General features: G+C 69.2%; 21 protein-coding genes. 8 read left to right on the top strand and 13 right to left on the bottom strand.

What is annotated here, in order from left to right; translation table 11 throughout:
- Positions 1-46 precede the first annotated feature (46 nt).
- Positions 47-1,429 carry an N-acetylmuramoyl-L-alanine amidase gene (locus AC6LJ9_RS25215; protein WP_498149644.1) on the bottom strand — a complete coding sequence of 461 codons (1,383 nt, stop codon included), beginning with the start codon at positions 1,427-1,429 and terminating at the stop codon, positions 47-49.
- On the bottom strand, positions 1,360-1,908 hold the full coding sequence (gene tsaE, locus AC6LJ9_RS25210; protein WP_498149643.1) for a tRNA (adenosine(37)-N6)-threonylcarbamoyltransferase complex ATPase subunit type 1 TsaE: 549 nt from the start codon (positions 1,906-1,908) through the stop codon (positions 1,360-1,362). The genes AC6LJ9_RS25215 and tsaE overlap by 70 nt, the downstream gene beginning before the upstream one ends.
- A gap of 170 nt (positions 1,909-2,078) precedes the next feature.
- Here tsaE and fumC point away from each other — a divergent pair, with 170 nt between their 5' ends.
- On the top strand, positions 2,079-3,473 hold the full coding sequence (gene fumC / locus AC6LJ9_RS25205) for a class II fumarate hydratase (protein ID WP_498149642.1): 1,395 nt from the start codon (positions 2,079-2,081) through the stop codon (positions 3,471-3,473).
- 168 nt (positions 3,474-3,641) lie between these two features.
- On the opposite strand, the gene AC6LJ9_RS25200 is transcribed toward fumC, so the two are convergent.
- Positions 3,642-4,616: an AEC family transporter gene (locus AC6LJ9_RS25200; protein ID WP_498149641.1), complete on the bottom strand. Its 975-nt coding sequence runs from the start codon at positions 4,614-4,616 to the stop codon at positions 3,642-3,644.
- A 164-nt stretch (positions 4,617-4,780) separates the two neighbouring features.
- On the opposite strand from AC6LJ9_RS25200, the gene AC6LJ9_RS25195 reads away from it, so the two are divergent.
- Entirely contained in the window at positions 4,781-5,773 is a 993-nt protein-coding gene (locus AC6LJ9_RS25195; protein ID WP_498149640.1) for a tripartite tricarboxylate transporter substrate binding protein BugE, read from the top strand.
- A 109-nt stretch (positions 5,774-5,882) separates the two neighbouring features.
- On the opposite strand, the gene AC6LJ9_RS25190 is transcribed toward AC6LJ9_RS25195, so the two are convergent.
- The gene (locus AC6LJ9_RS25190; protein ID WP_212312178.1) at positions 5,883-6,779 is read right to left on the bottom strand and encodes a LysR family transcriptional regulator; all 897 of its coding nucleotides are present in this window, start codon (positions 6,777-6,779) and stop codon (positions 5,883-5,885) included.
- Between the two features lie 146 nt (positions 6,780-6,925).
- Between AC6LJ9_RS25190 and ggt the strand changes: the two genes are divergently transcribed.
- Positions 6,926-8,680 carry a gamma-glutamyltransferase gene (ggt, locus tag AC6LJ9_RS25185; RefSeq protein WP_498149646.1) on the top strand — a complete coding sequence of 585 codons (1,755 nt, stop codon included), beginning with the start codon at positions 6,926-6,928 and terminating at the stop codon, positions 8,678-8,680.
- 32 nt (positions 8,681-8,712) lie between these two features.
- Here ggt and AC6LJ9_RS25180 read toward each other — a convergent pair whose 3' ends face one another.
- The 3 genes from AC6LJ9_RS25180 to AC6LJ9_RS25170 form a co-directional block, all read right to left on the bottom strand.
- Positions 8,713-9,843 carry a CaiB/BaiF CoA transferase family protein gene (locus tag AC6LJ9_RS25180; protein WP_498149639.1) on the bottom strand — a complete coding sequence of 377 codons (1,131 nt, stop codon included), beginning with the start codon at positions 9,841-9,843 and terminating at the stop codon, positions 8,713-8,715.
- A 181-nt stretch (positions 9,844-10,024) separates the two neighbouring features.
- Positions 10,025-11,002 (bottom strand): Bug family tripartite tricarboxylate transporter substrate binding protein, encoded by a 978-nt coding sequence (locus AC6LJ9_RS25175; RefSeq protein ID WP_498149638.1) that lies wholly within the window; start codon positions 11,000-11,002, stop codon positions 10,025-10,027.
- 58 nt (positions 11,003-11,060) lie between these two features.
- Positions 11,061-12,761, bottom strand: coding sequence for an acyl-CoA dehydrogenase family protein (locus AC6LJ9_RS25170; protein ID WP_498149645.1), 1,701 nt, complete (start codon positions 12,759-12,761; stop codon positions 11,061-11,063).
- Between the two features lie 115 nt (positions 12,762-12,876).
- Between AC6LJ9_RS25170 and AC6LJ9_RS25165 the strand changes: the two genes are divergently transcribed.
- On the top strand, positions 12,877-13,782 hold the full coding sequence (locus AC6LJ9_RS25165) for a LysR family transcriptional regulator (protein ID WP_498149637.1): 906 nt from the start codon (positions 12,877-12,879) through the stop codon (positions 13,780-13,782).
- Positions 13,783-13,824: 42 nt separating this feature from the next.
- On the opposite strand, the gene purU is transcribed toward AC6LJ9_RS25165, so the two are convergent.
- The 6 genes from purU to AC6LJ9_RS25135 all read right to left on the bottom strand — a co-directional run bounded on the left by purU (position 13,825) and on the right by AC6LJ9_RS25135 (position 19,168).
- Complete coding sequence (gene purU / locus AC6LJ9_RS25160) at positions 13,825-14,679, bottom strand: formyltetrahydrofolate deformylase (RefSeq protein WP_103272592.1); 855 nt, start codon at positions 14,677-14,679, stop codon at positions 13,825-13,827.
- A gap of 35 nt (positions 14,680-14,714) precedes the next feature.
- Positions 14,715-15,827 carry an NAD(P)/FAD-dependent oxidoreductase gene (locus tag AC6LJ9_RS25155; protein ID WP_498149636.1) on the bottom strand — a complete coding sequence of 371 codons (1,113 nt, stop codon included), beginning with the start codon at positions 15,825-15,827 and terminating at the stop codon, positions 14,715-14,717.
- Positions 15,828-15,876: 49 nt separating this feature from the next.
- Positions 15,877-16,401, bottom strand: coding sequence for a flavin reductase family protein (locus AC6LJ9_RS25150; RefSeq protein WP_498149635.1), 525 nt, complete (start codon positions 16,399-16,401; stop codon positions 15,877-15,879).
- Positions 16,402-16,504: 103 nt separating this feature from the next.
- Positions 16,505-17,134 carry a pyridoxamine 5'-phosphate oxidase gene (gene pdxH, locus AC6LJ9_RS25145; RefSeq protein ID WP_212312170.1) on the bottom strand — a complete coding sequence of 210 codons (630 nt, stop codon included), beginning with the start codon at positions 17,132-17,134 and terminating at the stop codon, positions 16,505-16,507.
- A 160-nt stretch (positions 17,135-17,294) separates the two neighbouring features.
- Positions 17,295-17,954, bottom strand: a complete 660-nt coding sequence (locus tag AC6LJ9_RS25140; protein ID WP_212312169.1) for a gamma-glutamylcyclotransferase — start codon at positions 17,952-17,954, stop codon at positions 17,295-17,297.
- Between the two features lie 2 nt (positions 17,955-17,956).
- Positions 17,957-19,168: an MFS transporter gene (locus tag AC6LJ9_RS25135; protein ID WP_498149634.1), complete on the bottom strand. Its 1,212-nt coding sequence runs from the start codon at positions 19,166-19,168 to the stop codon at positions 17,957-17,959.
- A 467-nt stretch (positions 19,169-19,635) separates the two neighbouring features.
- Here AC6LJ9_RS25135 and AC6LJ9_RS25130 point away from each other — a divergent pair, with 467 nt between their 5' ends.
- Genes AC6LJ9_RS25130 through AC6LJ9_RS25115 form a run of 4 tightly spaced genes read left to right on the top strand, consistent with a single transcriptional unit; the run spans position 19,636 to position 25,158 of the window.
- Entirely contained in the window at positions 19,636-20,826 is a 1,191-nt protein-coding gene (locus AC6LJ9_RS25130; protein WP_498149633.1) for an efflux RND transporter periplasmic adaptor subunit, read from the top strand.
- A gap of 2 nt (positions 20,827-20,828) precedes the next feature.
- On the top strand, positions 20,829-22,787 hold the full coding sequence (locus tag AC6LJ9_RS25125; RefSeq protein ID WP_212312166.1) for a MacB family efflux pump subunit: 1,959 nt from the start codon (positions 20,829-20,831) through the stop codon (positions 22,785-22,787).
- A gap of 17 nt (positions 22,788-22,804) precedes the next feature.
- Positions 22,805-24,238 carry an efflux transporter outer membrane subunit gene (locus AC6LJ9_RS25120; RefSeq protein ID WP_498149632.1) on the top strand — a complete coding sequence of 478 codons (1,434 nt, stop codon included), beginning with the start codon at positions 22,805-22,807 and terminating at the stop codon, positions 24,236-24,238.
- 50 nt (positions 24,239-24,288) lie between these two features.
- The gene (locus AC6LJ9_RS25115; RefSeq protein ID WP_498149631.1) at positions 24,289-25,158 is read left to right on the top strand and encodes a tRNA threonylcarbamoyladenosine dehydratase; all 870 of its coding nucleotides are present in this window, start codon (positions 24,289-24,291) and stop codon (positions 25,156-25,158) included.
- Positions 25,159-25,278 lie beyond the last annotated feature (120 nt).

Genomic DNA, 25,278 nt, shown 5'->3' with positions numbered 1-25,278 from the left:
GCGCATGGCCCTTTTCTTTTCAGGACGCGGGAATTGGACGTTCCGGTCAGCTCACATCGCCCAGCCTTGCCAGCGGAGGATTCGCGGTGAAGTAACGCTGGATCCCCGTCATCATGGCCTGCGCCAGCTTGTCCTGGTGCGAGGCGCTGCGCAGCAGCGCTTCTTCCTGCGGATTGCTGATGAAGGCCGTTTCGACCAGGATGGACGGAATGTCTGGCGCCTTGAGCACAGCGAAGCCGGCCTGTTCGACGCTGTTCTTGTGTAGCCGGTTGATCTTCTTGATCTCGTCCAGGAAGGAATTGCCGACCTTGAGCGAGTCGTTGATCTGCGCGGTGGTGGACAGGTCCAGCAGCACCTTGGCGACCTGGCGGTCATGGCTGCCCAGGTTCACGCCGCCGATCAGGTCGGCCGCGTTTTCCTTGTCGGCCATCCAGCGCGCCTGCGCGCTGGTGGCGCCGCGCTGCGACAGCGCGAACACCGACGAACCGTTGGCGGACGGCTTGATCCAGGCGTCGGCGTGGATGGACACGAATAGGTCGGCGTGCGCGCGGCGCGCCTTCTGCACGCGCACGTGCAGCGGCACGAAGTAGTCGTCGTCGCGCGTCAGGTAGGCGCGCATGTTCGGCTGGCTGTCGATCAGCGTCTTGAGCCGGCGCGCGATGCGCAGCACCACGTCCTTCTCGCGCAGGCCGCTGCTGCCAATCGCGCCCGGATCCTCGCCGCCGTGGCCGGGATCCAGCGCGATGGTCAGCATGCGCTGCTTGCCTCGGCCGGCGGAGACGGGCGGCGGCTTGGGCGTCGGGATCGGCGCGGCGGGCTGCTGGCCGCGCGCCAGCGGCGGCTCGGGCGGCGGGTTGTTCTTGCTGCCCGGATTGCGCTGGATGTCTTCCAGGATGCGGGCCAGCGGATCGTCGACGTCGGGGCCGCCCTGCTTGTTGATGACGGCGATCAGCGGATCCTGCGCGACCTTGGGATACAGGTCCAGCACCAGGCGGTATTGATAGTCGGCAACGGGCTTGAGCGTGAACACCTGCGGCGCCACGGCCTGTTTCAGGTCGAACACCAGCCGCACCACGTTGGGCCGGTTCTGCGCCACGCGCAGGCTCTGGATATAGGGATCGCCGGGCCGGACCTTGGATACCAGGTCATTGAGGGCGGCATTGATGGTCAGGCCCTCGATGTCGACCACCAGGCGGTGGGGATTTTCCAGCGTGAATTGTTCCGCCTTGAGCTCGCTGTCCAGTTCCAGCGTGACGCGGGTGTATTCGTCGGCTGGCCAGGTGCGCACCGCGAGGATGGTGGCGGCCTGGGCCAGGCGCGGCAATACGGGGAGGACGAGCAGCGTGGCGGCGACGCTGATCAGGCGGCGTCGGGCGGCGCCTGCCTTGGGCAGGGCGCTGGGGGCGGGGGGACAATCGCGTTCAACCATGTTTGTCCTCGGGCGGTGTACGCGGTCAGGCTGGCGTCGCGTCCTTCGCCGGCGTAGGCGAGGGAAATCTGCAGGTCGGGCGGGGGCAAAAGACCCTCTGCCCGCTCCGGCCATTCGATCAAAACGACCGCATCGTCACGCAGTAAATCCCGGAATCCTGCGTCCAACCATTCGCGCGAATCACTAAATCTATAAAAATCAAGGTGATAGAAGTATAAGTTAGAAACTTTATAGGATTCAAGCAGCGCGTAGCTTGGGCTTTTGATCCGGCCCTTGATGCCGCATTCGCGCAACAGCGCCCGGGTGAAGGCGGTCTTGCCCGCGCCCAGGTCGCCCTGCAGGTGGATGGCGCCGCCCGCCGGGGCGCCGGACTGGCCGGAAACCAGCGGCGCGAGCTGCCGCGCCAGCGATTCCGTGGCGGCTTCGTCGGGCAGGTGCAGGGTCAGGCTGCTCAGGGGGACAGGCTTGGGCGCGGACATGGGACGGGGCCAGTGGTGGTAAAAAGCGGTACAGGGATATATCGAATGTCAGCGATTATAGGAATGCGGGTTTCTGCTAACCTATAACGTTATCCATAATTGATTGCTATTCTCAAATGTGTCGGGGCAAATCCGCCCGCGAACGACGCCGCTACGGAGCTGTACGCGCCATGAAGACCCGCATCGAAAAAGATACCTTCGGCCCCATCGAGGTCCCCCAGGACCACCTGTGGGGCGCCCAGACCCAGCGCTCGCTGCATTTCTTCGCGATCTCGACCGAGAAGATGCCCGCGCCGCTGGTCACCGCGATGGCGCAGCTCAAGCGCGCCGCCGCCAAGGTGAACGCCGACCTGGGCGAGCTGGATCCGAAGATCGCCGATGCCATCTCGCGCGCCGCCGACGAAGTGATCGCCGGCAAGTGGCCTGACGAGTTCCCGCTGTCCGTGTGGCAGACCGGCTCGGGCACGCAGAGCAACATGAACATGAACGAGGTGCTGGCCAACCGCGCCTCCGAGCTGCTGGGCGGCGAGCGCGGCGAAGCGCGCAAGGTCCACCCGAACGACCACGTCAATCGCGGCCAGTCGTCCAACGACACCTTCCCCACCGCCATGCACGTGGCCGCCGCCGTCCAGGTTGAGCACCACCTGCTGCCGTCGCTGAAGGCCTTGCGCGCCACGCTGGCCGCCAAGAGCGCCGAGTTCTACGACATCGTCAAGATCGGCCGCACCCATCTGCAGGACGCCACGCCGCTGACGCTGGGCCAGGAAATCTCGGGCTACGTGGCCCAGCTGGACCTGGCCGAGCAGCAGATCCGCGCCACGCTGCCGGGCCTGCACCAGCTCGCCATCGGCGGCACCGCCGTGGGCACGGGCCTGAACGCGCATCCGCAGTTCAGCGCCAAGGTTTCCGCAGACCTGGCGCACGCCACCGGCACGGCCTTCGTGTCGGCGCCCAACAAGTTCCAGGCCCTGGCCTCGCACGAAGCGCTGCTGTTCGCGCACGGCGCGCTGAAGTCGCTGGCCGCCGGCCTGATGAAGATCGCCAACGACGTGCGCTGGCTGGCCAGCGGTCCGCGCTCCGGCCTGGGCGAGATCAGCATTCCCGAGAACGAGCCGGGCAGCTCCATCATGCCGGGCAAGGTCAATCCGACGCAGTGTGAAGCCGTGACCATGCTGGCCGCGCAGGTGCTGGGCAACGACGTCGCCATCAACATCGGCGGCGCCAGCGGCAACTTCGAGCTCAACGTCTTCAAGCCCCTGGTCATCCACAACTTCCTGCAGTCGGTGCGCCTGTTGACCGACGGCATGGCCAGCTTCGACCAGCACTGCGCCCAGGGCATCGAGCCCAACCACGCGCGCATCGCCGAGCTGGTCGACCGCTCGCTGATGCTGGTGACCGCGCTGAACCCGCACATCGGCTATGACAAGGCCGCGCAGATCGCCAAGAAGGCGCACAAGGAAGGGCTGTCGCTGAAGGAGTCGGCGCTGGCGCTGGGCTTCCTCAACGAGGAACAGTTCGCCCAGTGGGTGGTCCCGGCCGACATGACCAACGCCAAGAAGTCCTGAGGCTGAAAGCGCGTTCGACGCGCCCAGGCTGAAGGCGTGCATGCCGCTCCATCGGGGCGGCATTTTTTTGTACGGACGCGGCAAGCGGAAGGCGCGCCGTTGCGGGGAAAGTCGGCGGCACGCTGCGGGCGCCCGTCATCTCGCAATGATTGGAAGGATTTGCCGAGATTACTGCGTCAGCATCAGCCACAGCGGAATAGTCAGCGCCGAGGCCAGCGTGCCCAGCGACAGCAGCAGGGCCACCATGCGCCCGTCGCCGCCCATGCGCATGGCCAGCACATAGGCGGCCGATGCCGTGGGCAGCGCGCCGAACAGCAGCAGCATGCGCGATTCCAGCGGTGGCATGCCCAGCAGATGCGCCACCAGCAAGGCCACCAGCGGCAGCGCGGCCAGCTTCACGGCCAGCATCCAGGCGATCAACGCGCCATAGCCCTTGCCGCCTTCCCAGGCCAGGCTGGCGCCTACGCACAGAATGCCCAGGGCGATGGCCGCCGCGCCCAGCCGCGCCAGCACCGTGTCGACCGGACCGGGCAGCTGCAGGCCCGCCAGGTTGCAGGCCAGGCCGGCCAGCGTCGAGACCACCAGCGGATTGCGCGCCAGTTCGCGCAGCAGGTTGGCGCCGCTGTGGCGCGCCAGGCCATAGACCGCGACCACGTTGGCCATGGGCACGGCGAAGCCGATGATCAGCGCCATGATGGTCTGCCCCTGCGCGCCGCCGATGCTGGCCGACAGCGCCAGGCCGATGTAGGTGTTGAAGCGGTAGCCGCATTGCGCGGCGGACGCCAGCCCGATCGAGGTGGGCCGCAGCACGGGGCCGGCCAGCCACGACAGCGCGACGCCGGCGGCGATCATGGCTGCCGTCGCCTGCAGCAGCAGGGCGGCGTTGCCGGCGCTGATGGGGGTGCGCAGGATCGCCTGGAACAGCAGCGCGGGGAACAGCACGAAGTAGACGAGGCGCTCGGCGCCGGCGAAGAATTCGCGCGAGAAGCCGAGCTTGTGGCGTAGCGTCCAGCCCAGCGCGACCAGCATGAAATCGGGGAAAACCAGCAGTGCGACCGACATGAAGACTAGGAATTTTCTGGTTGTGCCAGCAGGGCTTTTCTGCCTAGGCGGGTGTAAGCATTTGCTGCTATTCTCCGACATTCTGGCGGGCGCGTGTTCCACCAGCAACTCATAATCAGCGCCGCACAACGCGGCGGCGCGCATAACTAAGCGCCCCCATCGCCAATCGTCGTCCGTCCACAGACGGCCGGCCCGCTACACAATCCGCACACACGCGGATTCGCTATCTTGGAGGAAACACACCAATGAATAAAGCTCGCACCCTGGCCGTGGCCATCGCGCTGGCCACCGGCGCCGCCGGCACGCTGGGCGCCTCGGCCGCGCACGCCGCCGACAAGTATCCCGGCAAGGCCATCCGCGTCATCGTCCCGTTCGCCCCGGGCGGTTCCACCGACATCATCGCGCGCCTCGTGACGCAGCGCATGAGCCAGGAGCTGGGCCAGCCCATGGTCGTGGAAAACAAGGGCGGCGCTGGCGGCGCCATCGGCGCATCCGAGGCCGCGCGCGCCGAGCCGGACGGCTACACGCTGTCGATCGCCACCGTGTCGACCATGGCCGTGAACCCGGCCTGCCGTCCGAACGACCTGCCCTACGATCCGATCAAGGATTTCCAGCCGGTCACCAACTTCGCCAACACGGCCAACGTGGTCGCCGTGAACCCGAAGTTCCCGGCCAAGGACTTCAAGGGCTTCCTGGAAGAGCTGAAGAAGAATCCCGGCAAGTATTCCTACGGCAGCTCGGGCACCTGCGGCGTGCTGCACCTGATGGGCGAATCGTTCAAGATGGCCACGGGCACCGACATCGTGCACGTGCCGTACAAGGGCTCGGGCCCGGCCGTGGCCGACGCCGTCGGCGGCCAGATCGAAATCATCTTCGACAACCTGCCGTCCTCCATGCCGCAGATCCAGGCGGGCAAGCTGCGCGCCATGGCCATCGCGTGGCCGGGCAACATCGATGCCATCAAGGACGTGCCGACCTTCAAGGACGCCGGCTTCCCGGTGCTGAACCAGCCGGTCTGGTACGGCCTGCTGGCGCCCAAGGGCACGCCGATGGAAGTCGTGAACAAGCTGCGCGACGCCGCGGTCGTGGCGCTGAAGGACCCGAAGGTCATCAAGGCGCTGGACGACCAGGGTTCGGCGCCGTCGGGCAACACGCCGGAAGAATTCGCCAAGGAAATCAAGGAACAGTACGACTGGGCGAAGGACGTCGTGAAGAAGCAGAACATCAAGCTGGATTGATGGCTTGAAGCAGGGGCCGGCCGGACCGGTCCCTGGTTTGCGCGGGCGCCTTCGGGCGCCCGTTTTCATTGTGGCGCGGCCCTGGCGCCGCAACGGTGGCGGCCCGTGGTCAGGCCTCGGTCAGGCGCGCCAGCAACGCGTCGCAGGCCGTGCGCAACCGTTCGATCAGGTCGCGGTGCAGGGCCGACACCGGGTCCTGGTTGCGCATCATGATGCTGATGGGCACGCGCAGCGCGGGTTCCAGGCGGCGCAGGTGCATGCCCGGCCGCAGCAGCGCCCGGGCGGTGATGGCGTCGACGATCGCATCGCCGCAGCCGGCCTCCACCAGCGCGCAGGCCACGTAGTGCGTCTTCACCTGGATCGCGGGGTTCACCTCCACGCCCTGCGCGTCCAGCGCCATCTGCAGCAGCGCGCCAGAGGCGTCGCGCGCGTCCAGCACGATCAGCGGGTGGTCCGGCGGCAGGTCGGCCAGGCGCAGCGGACCCGATCCCGGATCCAGGCTCAGGTGCACAAGTTCGGTCTGGCCCAGGCCGGTGCGGGTCAGGCCGGGATAGTCATTGGTGTCGAAGGTGACGATGGCGTCCAGCTCGCGCGTCAGCAGCCCCTGGACCAGCTCGGCGCTATGGTAGGTGTGCAGGTCGAAGGTGACGCCCGGATGCGCGTCGCGGCTGGCGCGCACCACGCCGGGCAACAGGCCCAGCCCCAGCGCCGGCGCGCTGCCCAGCCGCAGATGGCCGTGCGGCCGGTCGCGCAGGCTGGCCGCCAGCCGGCGCACGCTGTTCAGGTCCTGGTTCAGCCGCGCCACTTCGGGCGTCAGGATCTCGGCCTCGCGCGTGGCCACCAGCCTGCCCTTGACGCGCTCGAACAGCTTGAAACCCAGCTGGGCCTCGGCATGCGCCAGCAGCTTGCTGGCGGCGGGCTGGGAAATGTGCAGCGCGGCCGCGGCCTCGGTCAGTGAACCGGTGCGGCGGATGGCTTCGAAAATCTCGATGTGACGCAGGCGCATGACGCGAAAAGCGGGAAGAGCGGGCAGTGCCGGAACCGGGATTCTATGCCGGATGCCTGCAGGGCGCCCCGGCCGCGCCCTTGGCGGATTTGAATATCATTGGGGGCTGCCACGCCCACCGTTACCCGCCGGAGTCCGCCATGCCCTTGCCCGTTCGCGCCGTTCTTGCCGCCGTCCTTATCGCCGCCGGCGTGTCAGCCCCGCCCGCCGCGTGGGCGCGCGGCCCGCAGGCGGCGGACCGGAATCCCGAGGCGGCGACGGGCTATGCCGAACGCGCGCTGGTGCGCGCGCCGCATTTCATGATGGTGTCGGCCAATCCCTGGGCCACGCGCGCGGGCGACGAAATGCTGCGGGCTGGCGGCAGCGCCGTGGATGCGGCCATCGCCGCGCAGCTGGTGCTGAACCTGGTCGAGCCGCAGTCCTCCGGCATCGGCGGCGGCGCTTTCCTGGTGCTGTACTCGGCGCGGCAAAAGCGCGTCCTGACCTACGATGCCCGTGAAACCGCGCCGGCGGCCGCTCGCCAGGACCGCTTCCTTGATGCCGACGGCAAGCCCTTGTCCTTCGCGCAGTCCGTCAACAACGGCATGGCCGTGGCCACGCCGGGACTGCTGCGCGGGCTGGAGCTGGCGCACAAGGAGCACGGCAAGCTGCCCTGGGCGGACCTGTTCGCGCCGGCCATCCGCCTGGCCGAGCAGGGCTTTCCGGTATCGCCGCGCCTGCATGCGCTCCTGGCCGGCAACAAGGCGCTGCCGAAACAGCCGGCGGCCGCCGCCTATTTCTATGCGCCCGACGGCCAGCCCTGGCCGGTGGGGCATGTGCTGAAGAATCCCGAGTTCGCCCAAACGCTGCGCGAGATCGCGGCGCGCGGCGCCGACGTCTTCTACCGTGGCGCGATCGCGCGCGATATCGTCGCGGCCGTGCACGGCCATGCCAAGCCCGGTGACCTGAGCCTGGACGATCTGGCGGGCTATCAGGCCAAGCGCCGCGAGCCGGTCTGCGGCGCGTACCGGGGCTACGAGCTATGCGGCATGGCGCCGCCCAGCAGCGGCCCGCTGGCGGTGTTGCAGATGCTGGGCGAGCTGGAGCAGTACCCCATGTCCCGCTACGCGCCCAATAGCGCGCAGGCCGTGCACTACTTCGCGGAGGCCGGCAGGCTGGCCTTCGCGGACCGTGATTTCTACGTGGCGGATCCCGACTTCGTGAAGGTGCCGGTGCGCGCGCTGCTCGATCCCGCCTATCTGCGCGCGCGCGGCGCGCTGATCCAGCCGGACCGCAGCATGAAGGTCGCGCTGCCTGGCGACCCCGAAGGCAAGCTGCTGGGCCTGGGCCGCGACGCGGCGCTGGAGCAGCCGTCCACCAGCCACCTGGTGGCGGTCGACGCGCGCGGCGACGCGATCAGCATGACCACCACCATCGAGAACGAGTTCGGCAGCAAGATCTTCGTGCGCGGCTTCCTGCTCAACAACGAGATGACCGATTTCTCGTCGTCGTTCAAGGATCCCGAGGGCCGGCTCGTGGCCAACCGCATCGAACCGGGCAAGCGCCCGCGCAGCGCCATGGCGCCCATGATCGTGCTGCGCGACGGCAAGCCTTACATGGTGGTCGGCTCGCCGGGCGGCAGCGCCATCATCAACTACGTGGCCAAGACGCTGGTGGGCGTGCTGGACTGGGGCCTGGACATCCAGGCCGCGATCTCGCTGCCCAACATGGGCAGCCGCAACAAGGACACCGAGCTGGAAAAGGGCACGGCGCTGGAGGCGCTGGCGCCCGCGCTGGAAGCGATGGGGCATCCGCTGCGCATCACCGAGTTTCCCAGCGGCATCCACGGCATCGTGATCGGGCCGGACGGCTTGCAGGGCGGCGCGGATCCGCGCCGCGAAGGCCTGGCGCGAGGCGGCTAGGCGCGCCGCGTACGTGGCCCTGCGCCGCGCCGCTAGCCGGCCTCTGGCTCCTGGCCGCCCAGCGCCGGCGGCAGCCGGCGCAGCCTGGCGGGCGTGCGCGACAGCTTGATCGGCGAGCCCACGCCCCGGTAGTCGCCCTGTTCCAGCAGCATGCCGCGATGGCGGGTATGCGGATGGGCCAGGGCCTGGTCCACGGTCTGCACGGCGGCGGCGGGCACGCCCGCGCGCAGCAGCCGGTCCGCCAGCGCAGCGGCCTCGTGCACGGCCAGCAGCGCCGACAGGGCATCGCGCAAGGCCTGGCGGTTGGCCAGCCGGCCGGCGTTGGTCGCGTAGCGCGGGTCCCGCGCCAGTTCGGGCGCGCCCAGCGAGGCGGCCAGCTGCGCGAACTGGCGGTTGTTGCCCACGGCCAGGAAGATCGGGCCGCTGGCGGTGGGCAGCGTTTCATAGGGCGCGATGTTGGGATGCGCATTGCCGCTGCGAGCAGGCGTCTTGCCGCTGTAGAAGTAGTTGGGCGCGTGCGGGTGCAGCAGCGACAGCGCGCAGTCGTACAGCGTGATGTCCAGGAACTGCCCCAGGCCGCTGCGCGCGCGCTCGTTCAGCGCCAGCAGCACCGCCACGGCCGCGTTCAGGCCGGTGACCATGTCCACCACGGGCAGGCCGACGCGGGTGGCTTCTCCATCGGCCTCGCCATTCACGCTCATCAGGCCGCACATGGCCTGGGCGCAGGCGTCGTAGCCCGGCAGGCCGCCCAGCGGCCCGTCGGCGCCGAAGCCGCTGACGCGGCAATGGATCAGCTTCGGGAATGCCTGGCTCAGCGTCTCGTAGCCCAAGCCCCATTTCTCCAGCGTGCCGGGCTTGAAGTTCTCGACCAGCACGTCGGCGTCGGCCAGCAGCGCGCGCAGCAGCGCCTGGCCCGCCGGCAGCGACAGATCCAGCGCCATGCCGCGCTTGTTGCGGTTCACGCCGATGAAGTAGGACGCCGTCTCGCCCAGGAACGGCGGTCCCCAGCCCCGCGTCTCGTCGCCGCCAGGCGGCTCGATCTTGAGCACGTCGGCGCCGTGGTCGGCAAGAATCTGCGTGCAATACGGACCGCCCAGCACGCGGGACAGGTCGATCACCGTGCAGCCGGCAAGCGCGCCGGCGTCGGAAAGCTTGGGAGACATGGGTACTCGCAGGTTCGTGGTCAGTGCTGGATTCCGGGGAGCGGATGCGCCATGCGATTACCGCCACACATTCGGCGCTCTGCATGCAACGGGTGCCCCAAGATCGGGGCAGCGCGGATCCGGCTCCGCCGGTCCGCCGCTGCGCCCCCTGGGGGGAAGCGCGCAGCGCTCGGGGGGGGCCTCAATCTATCGAGACGTTGGCGCTCTTGATCAGCGCGCGCCATTTGGGCACTTCCTCGGCAATGAAGCCCGTCAGTGCGGCCGGGCTCTGGTCCTGCGCCGGAACGATGCCCTGGCTGTGCAGCGCCTGCTTCACGTCGGGGTCCGCCAGCGCCGCGCGGAACGCCTGGTTGAGCTGGTCCACGGTCGCGGCCGGCGTGTCCTTGGGCGCGACGATGCCGAAGAACACGCTGACGTCATAGCCTTTCAGCCCCTGCTCCGAAATGGTGGGCAGGTCGGGCAGCGCGTCCGAGCGCTGCGCGCTGGCCAGGCCGATGGCGCGCAGCTTGCCGGCCTTGATGTGGGGCAGCGCGGTCAGGATGTCGGTGAAGGACATGGATACCTGGCCGCCAAGCAGGTCGTTCAGCGCGGGGCCGGTGCCCTTGTACGGGATGTGCATGATCTGCGTGCCGGCCATCTGGTTGAACAGGATGCCGGCCAGGTGCGAGGACGCGCCGTTGCCCGACGAGGCGTAGCTGAGCTTGTCCGGGTGCTGCTTGGCGTAGGCGATCAGCTCCTTCACGTTGGTCGCGGGCACCGAGGGATGGACCACCAGGATGTTGGGCAGGTGGCCGATGCGGATGACGGGCGCGAAGCTCTTCTCGGGGTCATAGCCCTGGTTCTTGTACAGGCTGACGTTGATCGCCAGCGGGCCGGAGGTGCCGAACAGGATGGTGTAGCCGTCGGGCTTGGCGTGGGCCACGTACTCCGAGCCGATGTTGCCGCCGGCGCCGGCGCGGTTCTCGACGATGACGTTCTGGTTCAGCGGCTGCCTGAGTTTTTCGGCCAGGCGGCGCGCCATCGCGTCGGTCGGGCCGCCGGGCGGGAAGGGCACGACCAGCGTGACGGGACGCGAGGGGTAGGCGTCGGCGGCGGACGCTGGCGCGACGGCGGTGAGCGTGGCGGTGGCCAGCAGCAGCGGGATGAGCAGGCGTTTCATGGTTGTCTCCATTGTGGTGGCGCGCCGGCTGTGTCGCCGGCGTCGTGGGTGCGCGGTGCTAGAGCGCGTATTGCAGGATGGCGGCGCAGTCGGCGCTTTCGTTCGCGGGCGCCGCATACGGGTCGCGCGCGGCCAGGCGATGCCGCAACACCAGGTCGGCCAGGATCGCGCGCGTTTCCAGGCCCGGCTCGCGGGCTTCCCGGCGCAGGGCGGCGATGGACACGGCGTGATACAGCAGCGTCGCCGCCTGCCGCGCCAGTTCAGCGCGGTTGCCCTCGGCCGCCATGGCGGCGAAGGCGAAGCTGCGCTCGATGGCGTCCTGCTGCGTGGCGGCCAGCGCGTCCGTGCAAGGCACGCCTTCGGCCAGCAGCTGATCGACATGGCGGCGCAGGGCCGGCAGCGAGTTTTCGCGGTTGATGGCGCGCAGCACGTCCAGCGCGACGATGTTGCTGGTGCCTTCCCAGATCGAGCCCAGGTGCGCGTCGCGCACCAGGCGCGGCTCGGTCCATTCCTCGATGTAGCCGCAGCCGCCGCGCACCTCCATCGCGTCGCCGGTGACCTTGCGGGCGTCGCGGCAGGCGCGGAACTTGATCAGCGGCGTCAGGATGCGCGCCAGCGCCGGGTCCGCGTGGCCCTGGTCGGCCTCGGCCAGCGCCCGCGCCGTCTGGAACATCACGCTGCGGGCCTGTTCGGCCCAGACCGTCATCTTGGCCAGCTGGCGGCGCATCAGCGGCATGTCGATCAGGCGCTGGCCGAAGGCGCGGCGCTGCTGCGAGAAGTAGACCGCCTCGGTGACGGCGCGGCGCATCAGGCCGGCCGCGCGCATGCCATTGGACAGGCGCGAGTTGTTGATCATGTCGGCCATCTGCTTGAAGCCACGGCCGCGCTCGCCCACCAGCCAGGCGGTGGCGCCTTCCAGGCGGATCTCGCCGCTGGCCATGGAGCGGGTACCGAGCTTGTCCTTCAACCGCAGGATGCGATAGCGGTTGTGGCTGCCATCGTCCAGCTCGCGCGGCAGCAGGAACAGCGACACGCCCTTCAGGCCGGGCTGCGCCTCGCTACGCGCCAGCACCATGGCGAAGCCGGCGTCGGGGTTGGAGCAGAACCACTTGTCGCCGCTAAGGCGCCAACTGCCGTCCGGCCGCGCCTCGGCCACGACCTCGGTGGCGCTGACATCGGAGCCCGCGCCCTGCTCGGTCATGAACATGGCGCCCTGGCGCAGGCTGTCGAAGTCCAGGCTGGTGACCTGCGGCAGCACTTTTTCGACGAGTTCCGGCGCGCCGAACTTGCGCAGCGTGCGCGCCAGCGAATCGGTCATGCTGACCGGGCAGCACAGCCCGAACTCGGCCTGCACGAACAGATGGCTGAGCGCGTACTTGGCCGTGGCCGGCATGGCCTCGGGCCAGCCCAGCGCGCCGCCGCGATGCGACAGCGCGGCCAGGCCGAATTCGCTGTAGGCCAGGCGCTCCAGCTCGACGTAGGCGGGGTGCTTGTCGATGCGGGATTCGTCGGCGCCGGCGCGGTTGCGCACCGACAGCGTGGGTGGGTGCCTGTCGGCGTCGGCGGCCAGTTCGTCCATGCGGCCGCCGGCCAGCGCGCCCAGCCGGTCCAGGTGCGGCAGCAGGTGCGCGTGCAGCGCCGCAGGCAGGTACAGGCGGCTGAGCGCGGCCGCGTAGGGGTCGGCGCGGAACAGGTTCAGGCCGCGCGAATCGGGCACGGGCGTGGCGGCGGTCTGCGGGGCAAGCATGGCGGCGTCCATGGGGCGGTCCTGGGCAGCGGAGGGATGCTGCATGGTGCGCGGCTGGATTAATCTATGCAAATACTTGATTTGTCTGGATTGATCCAAAAAAAATATCGATGACGGGAGACGGGCGATGGACCTCGAACCGCGCCTCTTGCGCTATTTCATCGCCGTGGCCGAGGAGCGGCATTTCGGCCGCGCGGCGGCGCGGCTGCACATTTCCCAGCCGCCGCTCAGCTACGCCATCCGCCAGCTGGAGCAGGGCGTGGGCGCGCGTCTGCTGGAGCGCACCAGCCGCCAGGTGGCGCTGACCGAGGCGGGCAAGGTGCTGTACCGCGAGGCCCAGGCGCTGCTGCGGCAGGCCGAGGACGTGCGCGTGCTGGTGCGGCGCGTCGACGCCGGACTGCGCGGGCGGTTGCGCATCGGCTTCGTCGGTTCGATGCTGTACCGCGGCCTGCCAGCGCTGCTGGCGGCCATGCGGGCCGAGCTGCCGGACGTGGAGCATGTGCTGGCCGAGCTGAATTCCCATGACCAGATCGAGGCCGTGCATCGCGGCGCGCTGGACCTGGGTTTCATCCATGCCAACCCGCTGCCCGAAGGCGTGCAGGCGCAGGACCTGGTGGCCGAGCCCTTCGTCGTCTGCCTGCCCGCCGGCCATGCGCTGGCGCGGCGCGGCAGCCTGGCGCTGGCCGAGCTGGCCGGCGAGGACTTCGTGTTCTTCGCGCGCGCGGCCTCGCCCAGCTACTACGAGACGGTGCTGTCGCTATGCGTGACGGCCGGTTTCACGCCGCTGGTGCGGCACGAAGTGCGCCACTGGCTGAGCGTGGCCGCGCTGGTGTCGCAGGGACTGGGGGTGGCGATCGTGCCGGCCTGCCTGTCGCGCAGCGGACTGGCCGGCACGCGCTTCATCGGCTTCGAGCACGAGGCGCGCTCGGTCAGCCAGGCGATCTGGCCGGCCGAGGGCCGCACGCCGTTGCAGGAAAGCGCGATGCGGCTGGTGATGGCGCGCATGCCGACGCTGCGGCCTGAATCGGGCTAGAAAGCCCGCTGCCGGCCCGACGGGCCGGCCGGATCCGCGCGATCAGCGGAAGACGACGGTCTTGTTGCGGTTCAGCAGGATGCGATGTTCGACATGGCTGCGCACCGCGCGCGACAGCACCAGCGATTCGATGTCGCTGCCCACCTGGGTCAGATCGGCGGCCGTCATGGTGTGGTCCACGCGTTCGATGTCCTGGTCGATGATGGGGCCTTCGTCCAGGTCCGACGTCACATAGTGGGCCGTCGCGCCGATGATCTTCACGCCGCGCGCGTGCGCCTGGTGATAGGGGCGCGCGCCCTTGAAGCTGGGCAGGAAGCTGTGGTGGATGTTGATGGCGCGGCCGTTCAGCGCGCGGCACATGTCCGCCGACAGGATCTGCATGTAGCGGGCCAGCACCACCAGGTCGATGTGCTCGCGGGCCGCCAGGTCCAGCACCTGCTGTTCTTGCTGCGCCTTGGTGTCGGGCGTGACGGGCAGGTGGTGGAAGGGGATGCCGTACGTGGCCGCCAGCGGCGCGTAGTCGTTGTGGTTGGAGACGATGGCCGCGACCTCGGCGCGCAGCTGGCCGCTGTGCACGCGGAACAGCAGGTCGTTCAGGCAGTGGCCCTGCTTGCTGACCATGATCAGCAGGCGCGCCTTGCGGCGGGCGTCGTGCAGTTGCAGGTCCATGCCGAACTCGGCCGACAGCGTGTCCAGGCGCGCGCGCAGCGCATCGGGCTGGATATCCGACGGCAGGTCGAAGTGCACGCGCAGGAAGAAGCGGCCGGTTTCGTCGTCGCCGAATTGCTGGGAATCCAGGATGTTGCAGCCCAGTTCGAACAACAAACCGCTGACGCGATACACGATGCCCGTGCGGTCGGGGCAGGACAGGGTCAGGATGTAGTCGTTGTGCTGCATGGTCTGGAGGATGCGTGGATGGAAGGGAGGTCGGGTCAGGCGGCGGCCAGGCGCGCCAGGGTTTCGTCGGCCAGGGCCAGGCTGGACGTCAGGCCGGGGGATTCTATGCCGAACAGATTGACCAGGCCGGGCACGCCGTGGTCGGCGGGGCCGGCGATCATGAAATCGGCGGCCGGCTCGCGCGGGCCGGAGATCTTCGGGCGGATGCCAGTGTAGCCGGGCGCCAGCGCGTGGTCGGGCAGGGCGGGCCAGTAGCTGCGCACCGCCTCGTAGAACACGTCGGCGCGGGCCGGGTCCAGGGTGTAGTCCTCGCTGTCGACCCATTCGGTGTCGGGACCGAACTTGGCCTGGCCGCCCAGGTCCAGCGTCAGGTGCACGCCCAGGCCGGCGTGCTGCGGCACGGGGTAGATCAGCCGCGAGAACGGCGCGCGGCCGGACAGCGTGAAATAGCTGCCCTTGCACAGGTAGCTGGCGGGGACGCTGGCGGCCGGCACGCCGTCGATGCGACGCGCCAGCGCCGGCGCCTGCAGGCCGGCCGCGTTGATCAGCGTGTTGCAGCTCAGGCGCATCGCGTCGGCGCCGCCGAATTGCAGCTCGAAGCCGCCCTCGGGACGCACGCGCCCGGATTCCAGCGGCGTGTGGAACACGCATTGCGCGCCGGCGTTCTCGGCGTCGCCCTGGTAGGACAGCATCAGGGCATGGCTGTCGACGATGCCGGTGGAGGGCGACAGCAGCGCGGCGGTGCAGCGCAGCGCCGGTTCCAGCCGCATGGCTTCTTCGCCGGCGATGTATTGCAGGTCGTCCACGCCATTGGCGCGCGCGCGCCGGGCGATGTCTTCCAGCTGGGCCGCCTGGGCCGTGTCGGCGGCCACGATCAGCTTGCCCAGGCGCTTGTGCGGCACGCCGCGCTCGGCGCAATAGGCGTAGAGCAGGTGCTTGCCGCGCACGCACAGCCGGGCTTTCAGGCTGCCGGCCGGGTAATAGATGCCGGCGTGTATGACTTCGGAGTTGCGCGAGCTGGTGCCGGTGCCGATGGCCTCGGTGGCTTCGGCCACCAGCACCTCGCGTCCGCGCAGCGCCAGCGCCCGCGCGATCGCCAGGCCGACCACGCCCGCGCCGATCACGACGCAGTCGATGTCGGCGCTCATCGGCGGGCTCCGGCGGCGGACGATGCCTGTGCGCAAGGGCGGCGGGTCGTCATGGCGTTTTCCTGTCGGCATGGGCGCCGGCGGGGGTGAGGTCGAAGCCGCCGGCATGGAAGACCAGCGGCGGTTCGCCGCTGTGGCCGCAGCGCTCGACTTCGCCGACCATGATGACGTGGTCGCCTTCGACGTAACGGCTGCGGTTGTGGCATTCGAACCAGGCGGCGCAGCCGCCGTCCAGCATCGGCGTGCCGCCCGGTGCCCGCGCCACGGTCAGGCCGTTGAAGCGGTCGGGCGTCCTGCCGGTGGCGAAGCGGCGCGCCAGCGCGATCTGGTGGGCGCTCAGCACATTGACGACGTAGCGATCGCAGCGCTCGAAGGCTTCCCGCGACGACGAGCCGCCGGACAGGCTCCATAGCACCAGCGGCGGATTCAGCGACACCGAATTGAAGGAGCTGACCGTCAGCCCGATGGGCGCGCCATCGGCGTCGGCGGCGGTGACCACCGTCACGCCGGTGGCGTAGCGTCCCAATGCGGTGCGGAAGAAGGCGGCGTCGAAGTCAGGCTTGGAAACAGTCATGTAAGTTCACGGCGGCGCCGCCCTTATCGGGGCAGCGCGGATCCGGCTCCGCCGGTCCGCAGCTGCGCCCCTGGGGGAAGCGCGCAGCGCTCGGGGGGGGCCTCTACGGCGATAGGCGTTCGATCTTCCAGCCGGCGCCGTCGGGGACGTAGCGCAGGCGGTCGTGCAGGCGCGACGGGCGGCCTTGCCAGAATTCGAACGCGGTGGGTTTCAGGCGGTAGCCGCCCCAATGCGGCGGGCGCGGCGGCTGGTCGCCATAGCGGGCGCGGAATTCCTGCTCGCGGGCCTCCAGTTCTTCGCGCGTGATGGGCTGGCTCTGGCGCGAGGCCCAGGCGCCGATCCGCGAGCCGGCGGGCCGGCTGTGGTAGTAGGCGTCGGACTCATCGGCCGCGACCCTTTCCACCACGCCCTCGATGCGCACCTGGCGTTCCAGCGGCTGCCAGAAGAACAGCAGGCAGGCGCGCGGCTCGGCCAGCAGGTCCGTGCCCTTGCGCGATTCGTAGTTGGTGAAGAAGGTGAAGCCCTGCTCATCGTAGCCCTTGATCAGGACGATGCGCGCGCTGGGCTGGCCGCTGGCGTCGACCGTGGCCAGCGTCATGGCATTGGGTTCGGGCACCTTGGCGGCCTGGGCCTCGTCGAACCAGCGGGAAAACTGTTCCAGCGGCGAAGCGCTGGCCTGGCTTTCCAGCAAGACGTTTTTTTCGTAGCTTTGACGCAGATCGGAGACGGACATGGGGCTTTGATTCAGCGTTGATGACAGGGAGTTTATACCGCCGGGACGGGCGTTCCCCTATTGACCCTGCGCAGGGCTTGCTCATATCGGGCGGAGGTTGCAGCCAGCCTGTCCGGCGCCTGTTGCCGGAATGCGTCGCGCCGGGGTGTCCGGCCCGCCGTCAGGCCGTCTCGGGCAGCGCGTGGCTGTCGGCTTCCAGGCGGCGGGCGATGGCGTCCAGCCGGGAATCATGGATGCCCGCCGCGCGCAGCGCCTGGGCGGTCTGCACCACGTACTCGGTGCAGGGGCCGTAGCGGCCGGAGGCCCGGCGCACGATGGCCAGCAATTCCGGCTCGGGCAGGGCGCGGATGTAGGCCGGGTTGTCACGGTTCATGATGAAGACCAGGGCGCGGACCTGTCCGGCCTCGGTGCTGCAATTGATCCAGCGCGGCAGATAGGCGCCGGTGGACATCTCGCGGTCCCACAGCGCCGGGAAATAGTCGGGCACCTGGCCGCCAGCCAGCCGGTAGACCACGCCGCGGCAGGAGCCGCCGCGGTCCAGGCCGAACACCAGGCCAGGGCATTCCGGCGTGCCCCGGTTGACCCGGGACCACAGGCATAGCGCCCGGTGATGGCCGTGCAGCGTGGCCAGCCGCCGTTCCTCGAAGGCGAAATCCGGGCGCCAGATCAGCGAGCCGTAGCCATAGACCCACACGTCCTCGCCCTTGCGCCAGTGGCGCAACGTCTCGTCCAGCGAGGCCTGGCGCTCTTCGCTGGTCCAGAGCCGGAAAGGCAGGCTGGCGCCGGAAACGCCGGCGTCTTGGGGGGCGGGGGACTGCATTGTTACGGTTTGGCGTCGGTTTCGAGCGGCGGATTGCGGTTCGCCCAGCCTCCCGCCATCAGGGCCACCGAATAGGCCCAGAACAGCGGCGCGACGCCGATCACCGAGCCGAGCGCGCCGAACGTGAGCGGCAGCGACACCTGGGATCCGTTGATCAGCGCCATGCGCAGGCCCACGGCTTCGGCCGCGCGGCCGGGCGGGGAGTGCTGGTGCAGCAATGCAAGCATACTCGGTTGGCAGCATCCCAGCGCAAGACCCAGAATGAACGACAGCACGATCAGCACGCTAACGTCGCTGAACAGCGGGTAAAGCATGAAGTCCACGGCCGCCGTGGCCATGGCGGCGCGCACCAGGGTCCAGGAACGGACCCGGCGCTGGATCAGCGGCAATACCAGCCGAATGACGAATGTTGCCGCCGCGAACGACGCCAATATGATGCCGATGGTGGTGGCCGACAGGCCGATCGCCACGCCGAAGATCGGCACTACGAACAGATGCGTGTCCCAGGCGCCGGACAGGATGGTGTTGACCATCAGGATGCGGCGCAGGGCCGGCACCGCCAGCAGCTCGGTCACCCGGCGGCGCTCGGCCTCCTTGGCGCCGGCCAGCAGCTGGGAATTGATCGCGGTGAGCTGGCGCCGCAGCAGGTACAGGCCGCCGGCCGACAGCAGCGGACCCAGCGTCAGCAGCCCGAAGGCCAGCCGGGTGCCCAGATGGTCGATCGCCAGCCCCGCGATCAGCGGCCCGGAAAAGCCCGAGCCGGCCAGCGCCAGCGACATCAGGGAGAAGTTGCGCAGCCGTTGCGTCGGTTCCGCGTGGCCGAGCAGGTCCTGGGTGGCAACCTGGTGCAGCATGAAGCCGATGCCGATCGAACAGGATGCGATCAGCAGCGCCGCCTGCGTCTGCGAAATGAAGGGCAGCGCCGTGCCGACGGCAACCAGCGCCGTGCCGATGACCAGCGGGCGCTGCACGCCGACCCGGTCCACCCAGCGGCCGGCACGCACGGAGAACAGCATGGGCAGCACGGCGAACACCGCCACCAGCGTGCCGACCTTGAAGGTCGACAGGCCCATCTGCAGCGCGGTCAGGGACACGGTGATGCGCCCGCCGGTCAAGGCCACATGGTTCATCATGGCCAGCAGGCAAAGCAGCGCCGCCCCGGAAAATTCCGGGGAAGCAGGCTTGGAGGAGGGGGGGCGATGAGAGGTAGACACGGCGTAACTTGGTTTCATTCTGTCGGCATCGTCGCGCTATGTCGAGGCGCGAGTGTTTTGCGCTGCCGCAAATACTTTGTCAGATGCGTAACAAGATAGGCGCCATCTAGCGGCCAAGTCGCGCCGTTAGGCGGCAGGTGCGCGCAAGATGGCGGCACGTTCGCGGCAAGGTCATGGGCCGCAGGGCCGCTGGGCGCGCCGTTCTGGCTGTATCGTTCTCGCAACGGAACAATCCCCCGGAGTCGGCAGACCCGCAAACGGGCCGGGCGGGCGGCTTTACCGATCTTCACCCTTTTGAGACACATTGCCGGTTGTTTGGATGCTTGATGTGTTTAGGATGTGGGGGACATAAGGAAACCTGGATCAATGAACCGCAACGCCCACGCATCATCCGCCCCGCGCACCGCATGCGCCCGCCGCTCCCTGCCGGGGCGCGCCCTCCGTTCCGGGACGGCGGCAATATGAAGATGAAGCAGCCTCGCAGCAAGCTCGCGCGCTACGGCCTGATCGCCGGCGTCCTCCTGGTCCTGGCCTACGGCGTGCACGCGGTGTTCCTGTCGTCTCCCCCGCCGCCGACCTTCGCGTCCGCCGAGGTCACCCGCGCCGACCTGGAGGACAGCGTGCTGGCCAGCGGCACCATCGACGCCATCGAGCGCGTCAGCGTCGGCGCCCAGGTGTCCGGCCAGCTCAAGTCGTTGAAGGTGGCGCTGGGCGATCGCGTCCAGAAGGGCCAGCTGGTCGCCGAGATCGACGACATGACCCAGCAGAACGAGCTGCGCAACAAGCAGGCCGCGCTGGAAATGCGCCGCGCCGCTCGCACGGCCAAGATCGCCACGCTGAAACAGTCCGAGCTGGCCTACCGCCGCCAGCGCCAGATGCTGGCGGCCGACGCCAGCTCGCGCGAGTCCTTCGAGACGGCCGAGGCCACGCTGGCCGTGACCCGCGCCGAGATCGCCTCGCTGGACGCCCAGATCGTGCAGGCCGAGGTCGACGTGGACATCGCCAAGGTCAACCTGGGCTATACGCGCATCGTCTCGCCCATCGACGGCGTGGTGGTGGCCGTGATCACCAAGCAGGGACAGACCGTCAACTCCATACAGAGCGCGCCCACGATCATCAAGGTCGCCAACGTGGCCACCATGACCATCAAGGCGCAGATCTCCGAGGCCGACGTCACCCGCGTCAAGCCCGGCCTGCCGGTGTACTTCACCATCCTGGGCGAGCCGGACGAGCGCTATCACGCCACGCTGCGCGCGGTGGAGCCGGCGCCGGACTCGATCCAGAAGGACGAGACGACGGCGTCGCTGACGTCCGCCTCCGGCAGCGCGACCAGCGCGGCGATCTACTACAACGGCCTGTTCGACGTGCCCAATCCCGACGAGCGGCTGCGCATCTCCATGACGGCGCAGGTCTTCATCGTGCGCGGCGAGGCCAAGGACGCCATCGTGGTGCCGTCCTCGGCGCTGGGCAAGCGCGGCCAGGACGGGCGCTACGCCGTGCGGGTGGTCGGCAAGGACAACAAGACCGAGGAGCGCCAGGTGCGCATCGGCATGAACAACAATGTGCGCGCCGAGGTACTGGAAGGGCTGCAACCCGGCGAGCGCGTGGTGACGGTCGATTCGGTCGCGGCGGCCGATCCGGCGGCCACGGGCCATTGATCATGGGCAGTCCCCTGATTTCCCTGTCTGGCGTGCGCCGGGAGTTCCCGGCGGGCGAGCAGACCATCGCGGTGCTCAAGAATGTCGACCTGACCATCGAGGCAGGCGAGATGGTGGCCATCGTCGGCGCGTCCGGATCGGGCAAGTCCACGCTGATGAACATCCTGGGCTGCCTGGATCGCCCCACCAGCGGCGACTACCGCGTGAGCGGGCGCAGCACCGGCGAACTCGACCCCGACGAGCTGGCCGAGTTGCGCCGCGAGCACTTCGGCTTCATCTTCCAGCGCTACCACCTGCTGGCGGATCTGAGCGCGACGGGCAATGTGGAAGTGCCGGCCGTCTACGCCGGCAAGCGGCGCGAGGCGCGCCACCAGCGCGCCGGCGAACTGCTCGGGCGTCTGGGCCTGGGCGACCGTACCGATCACCGCCCTGGCCAGCTGTCGGGCGGCCAGCAGCAGCGCGTCAGCATCGCGCGGGCGCTGATGAACGGCGGCGAGATCATCCTGGCCGACGAGCCGACCGGCGCGCTGGACACGCACACCGGCCAGGAAGTGCTGCGCATTCTGGAAGAGCTGAACGCCGCCGGCCACACCATCATCCTGGTCACGCACGACATGAACGTGGCCCGCCATGCCCAGCGCATCATCGAGATCAGCGACGGCGAGATCGTGTCCGACCGCCGCAATCCCGATGCGCCGCGGCGCGAGGCCGAGCGCGAGGCGCCGGCGGCCATGCCGCGCCGGCCCGGCTGGCAGGCCTACCTGGATCGCTGCGGCGAAGCGCTGCGCATGGCGCTGCTGGCCATGAACGCGCACCGGCTGCGCACCTCGCTGACCATGCTGGGCATCATCATCGGCATCGCCGCCGTGGTGTCGGTGGTGGCGCTGGGCGAAGGCTCGCGACGCAAGATCATGGACGACATCGCCGAGATCGGCACCAACACCGTCGAGGTTTTCCCCGGCAAGGACTTTGGCGACGAGAAGGCGGCGCAGATCCATACCCTGCTGCCGTCGGACGCCGACGCGCTGGCGCGGGAAAGCTACGTCGACAGCGTGACCCCGGAAGTCGGCACCACCAACACGGTGCGCTATCGCAACGTCTCGGTCAACGGCTCGATCCAGGGCGTGGGCGAGCAGTTCTTCCGCGTGCGCGCGTTCAAGCTGGCCCAGGGCAAGTTCTTCGACGAGACCGCCGTGGCGCGCCGCGCCCAGGAGGTCGTGATCGACGACAGCACCCGCCGCAAGCTGTTCGGCTCGCACACGGACCCGATCGGGCAGGTGATCTTCCTGGGCTCGATGCCGGCGCGCGTGATCGGCGTGACGCAGAAGAAGGACACGGTCTTCGGCAGCAACGAGACGCTGAACGTCTGGATTCCCTACACCACGGCGCTGTCGCGCGTGCTGGGCCAGCGCCATCTGCGCAGCATCACGGTGCGGGTCAAGGACGACGTGCCGCCGGTCGCCGCCGAGAAGGCCATCGTGCAGGTGCTGACGCGCCGGCACGTGACCAAGGATTTCTTCGTGTTCAACACGGACGCCGTGCGCAAGACCATCGAGCGCACCACGGCGACCATGACGCTGCTGGTGTCCATGATCGCGCTGATTTCGCTGATGGTCGGCGGCATCGGCGTCATGAACATCATGCTGGTGTCGGTCACCGAGCGCACCCGCGAGATCGGCGTGCGCATGGCGGTCGGCGCGCGGCGCGGCGACATCATGCAGCAGTTCCTGATCGAGGCCGTGCTGGTCTGCCTGATCGGCGGCATGGTCGGCATCGCGCTGTCGCTGGGGCTGGGCGTGCTGGTATCCAAGGCCACGGGCGGCTCGTTCCGCATGATCTATTCCTCGGCGTCGATGGTGGCGGCATTCACCTGCTCCACCCTGATCGGCGTGTTGTTCGGTTATCTGCCGGCGCGCAACGCGGCGCGCCTGGACCCCGTAGAGGCCTTGGCCCGGGAATGAGGACGATGAGAGTTTCCATGATGCACAAACCGGCGGCGCTGGCGCTGCTGCTGGCCCTGTCGGGTTGCGGCGGCCTGCTGCGCACCGACTACCAGCGGCCCGAGGTCCGGGAGCCGGCGGCCTGGAAGCAGGCCTCGGCCGCGCCGGCCGCCGGCGCGCTGGCCGAGGGCGGCGCCTGGTGGCGCAACTTCAACGATCCCGAACTGAATCGGTTGGTCGAGCTGGCGTTGGCGCGCAACAACGACCTGGCGATCGCTGCCATCAAGCTGCAGCGCGCGCAGTACCTGGCCGGCCTGGCCGACGACAAGCTGATTCCGCAGCCGGGGCTGACCGCCACCAACGCCCGCTCGCGCAACCTGCGCGGCGATCGCAGCAGCAGCAGCAAGTACGGCGTCGAGCTCAACGTCCAGTATGAAGTGGACCTGTGGGGCAAGCTGTCGCGCCAGAGCGATGCGGCCCAGTGGGAAGCGCTGGCGACCGAGCAGGACCGCCAGAGCGCGGCGCTGTCCCTGGTCGGCACCACCGCCACCCTGTACTGGCAGACCGGCTTCATCAATCAACGCATCGCCACCAGCCTGGAGAGCATCGCGGCCGCGCGCAAGACGCAGGAGCTGGTGCGCGCCCAATATGCGGCGGGCGGCGCCTCGGCGCTGGAAGTGGCCGAGGCCGGGCAGACCGTGGCCAGCCAGGTCGCGGCCCATGCCGTGCTGGTGCAGCAGCGGGTGGAGTATGTCAATGCCCTGGCCATCCTGTTCGACGGTCCGCCGGACCGGACGATGAGCGATCCGCCGCGCCTGCCGCAAGCGCCCTTGCCGATGGCGCGCGCCGGCGTGCCGGCTGAACTGCTGGGACGCCGGCCCGACCTGCGCGCGTCCGAGTTGCGGCTGCGCCAGGCCCTGTCCAATGTGGACGCCGCCCGCGCCAGCTTCTATCCCTCGCTGTCGCTGACCGGGACGCTGGGTGGTTCCAGCGACGCGCTGGGCACGGTGTTGCAGAATCCGGTGGCCTCGCTGGCCGGCAGCCTGACCCTGCCGTTCCTGCAATGGAACCAGCGCCAATTGAACCTGAAGATCTCCCGCGCCGATTTCGACGAACGCGTGGTGGGCTTTCGCAAGTCGCTGTATCAGGCGATGGCGGATGTGGAAAACGCCCTGTCCAACCGCAGCCAGCTGCGTCAGCGCGGCGAGCAGCTCGATGCTGCGCTGAGCGCCGCACGCGAGGCCGAGCGCCTGTACGAGGTGCGCTATCGCGCGGGCTCGGTGGCCCTGCGGGCCTGGCTGGATGCCCAGGAGCGGCGCCGGACGGCGGAAATCGCCCGCGACGAGAACCGGCTGGACCGGCTGGTCAACCAGGTCAAGGTGTACCAGGCGCTGGGCGGCGACGACGCGCCGGCGGCGGATGCCGCCATTGCGCCGGCGTCTTCCACGACGGCGCCGGCGCAGGGCGGCTAGCGCGACGCGGGTCCGGCGGCAGGGCGCGGGCCTGCCCTAAAATACCGCCCATGAACACGCCGCAATTTCCCGCCGCCTGCGATATCGAACAGGCCGACGCCGACCGCCGCTTCGGCGGCCTTTCCCGTCTGTACGGGCCGGACGCGCCCGCCCGCCTGCGCGGCGCCCACGTCGCCGTGGCCGGCCTGGGCGGCGTCGGCTCGTGGACGGTGGAGGCGCTGGCGCGCTGCGGCGTCGGCGCGCTGACGCTGATCGACCTGGACCACATCGCCGAATCCAACGTCAACCGGCAGATCCATGCGCTGACGCAGACGCTGGGACAGTCCAAGGTCCAGGCCATGGCCGAGCGGGTCCAGGCCATCAACCCGCAATGCGCGCTGACCCTGGTCGACGATTTCGTCTCGCCCGAGAATGTGGCGCAGGTGCTGCCCGGCCCCTATACCGTCATCATCGATTGCACCGACCAGGCCGCGGCGAAGATCGCCATGATCCTGCACGCGCGCGCGCTGGGCGCGCCCATGCTGCTGTGCGGCGGCGCGGGCGGCAAGACCGATCCGCTGGCGCTGCGCGCCGGCGACCTGTCGGCGGCGGTGAACGATGCGCTGCTGTCCAAGCTGCGCAACAAGCTGCGCAAGGAACACGGCTTTCCGCGTGCGTCCGATCGCAACGGCAAGGCGCTCAAGCGGGTGCCGAAGATGGGCGTGCATGCGCTGTGGTTCGACCAGCCCGCCATCCTGCCCGATGCCTGGACCCGTCCGACCGAAGGCGAGGACGCGGTGGGCGCAGCCGGCCAGGCCGTCGCGCCGCAGGGCCTGTCCTGCGCCGGCTACGGCTCGGTGGTCACGGTGACGGCGGCCATGGGCATGGCCGCCGCCAACGAGGCGTTGCGCCTGGCGCTGAGCGCGCCGGCGTCGGCCTAGTGTGCTGTCCCGCAGATACGCCCGCACGAAATCCACCCCTAGCCGCCATGGCGTCGTTGCAAATCCTCGTGATACCTACGGGTATCACTGCGGTTTGCGCCTAGCCCTGACGTCTATGGA

It is taken from the genome of Achromobacter sp. 1011811831 (genome assembly GCF_059760905.1).
This window is presented reverse-complemented; position numbering and strand designations above follow the sequence as displayed.

Bases quoted from the DNA above. Each gene is read 5' to 3' on its own strand.
- AC6LJ9_RS25215 (WP_498149644.1), bottom strand. From the start codon at position 1,429: ATGGTTGAACGCGATTGTCCCCCCGCCCCCAGCGCCCTGCCCAAGGCA.
- tsaE (WP_498149643.1), bottom strand. From the start codon at position 1,908: ATGTCCGCGCCCAAGCCTGTCCCCCTGAGCAGCCTGACCCTGCACCTG.
- fumC (WP_498149642.1), top strand. From the start codon at position 2,079: ATGAAGACCCGCATCGAAAAAGATACCTTCGGCCCCATCGAGGTCCCC.
- AC6LJ9_RS25200 (WP_498149641.1), bottom strand. From the start codon at position 4,616: ATGTCGGAGAATAGCAGCAAATGCTTACACCCGCCTAGGCAGAAAAGC.
- AC6LJ9_RS25195 (WP_498149640.1), top strand. From the start codon at position 4,781: ATGAATAAAGCTCGCACCCTGGCCGTGGCCATCGCGCTGGCCACCGGC.
- AC6LJ9_RS25190 (WP_212312178.1), bottom strand. From the start codon at position 6,779: ATGCGCCTGCGTCACATCGAGATTTTCGAAGCCATCCGCCGCACCGGT.
- AC6LJ9_RS25180 (WP_498149639.1), bottom strand. From the start codon at position 9,843: ATGTCTCCCAAGCTTTCCGACGCCGGCGCGCTTGCCGGCTGCACGGTG.
- AC6LJ9_RS25175 (WP_498149638.1), bottom strand. From the start codon at position 11,002: ATGAAACGCCTGCTCATCCCGCTGCTGCTGGCCACCGCCACGCTCACC.
- AC6LJ9_RS25170 (WP_498149645.1), bottom strand. From the start codon at position 12,761: ATGGACGCCGCCATGCTTGCCCCGCAGACCGCCGCCACGCCCGTGCCC.
- AC6LJ9_RS25165 (WP_498149637.1), top strand. From the start codon at position 12,877: ATGGACCTCGAACCGCGCCTCTTGCGCTATTTCATCGCCGTGGCCGAG.
- purU (WP_103272592.1), bottom strand. From the start codon at position 14,679: ATGCAGCACAACGACTACATCCTGACCCTGTCCTGCCCCGACCGCACG.
- AC6LJ9_RS25155 (WP_498149636.1), bottom strand. From the start codon at position 15,827: ATGAGCGCCGACATCGACTGCGTCGTGATCGGCGCGGGCGTGGTCGGC.
- AC6LJ9_RS25150 (WP_498149635.1), bottom strand. From the start codon at position 16,401: ATGACTGTTTCCAAGCCTGACTTCGACGCCGCCTTCTTCCGCACCGCA.
- pdxH (WP_212312170.1), bottom strand. From the start codon at position 17,134: ATGTCCGTCTCCGATCTGCGTCAAAGCTACGAAAAAAACGTCTTGCTG.
- AC6LJ9_RS25140 (WP_212312169.1), bottom strand. From the start codon at position 17,954: ATGCAGTCCCCCGCCCCCCAAGACGCCGGCGTTTCCGGCGCCAGCCTG.
- AC6LJ9_RS25130 (WP_498149633.1), top strand. From the start codon at position 19,636: ATGAAGCAGCCTCGCAGCAAGCTCGCGCGCTACGGCCTGATCGCCGGC.
- AC6LJ9_RS25125 (WP_212312166.1), top strand. From the start codon at position 20,829: ATGGGCAGTCCCCTGATTTCCCTGTCTGGCGTGCGCCGGGAGTTCCCG.
- AC6LJ9_RS25120 (WP_498149632.1), top strand. From the start codon at position 22,805: ATGATGCACAAACCGGCGGCGCTGGCGCTGCTGCTGGCCCTGTCGGGT.
- AC6LJ9_RS25115 (WP_498149631.1), top strand. From the start codon at position 24,289: ATGAACACGCCGCAATTTCCCGCCGCCTGCGATATCGAACAGGCCGAC.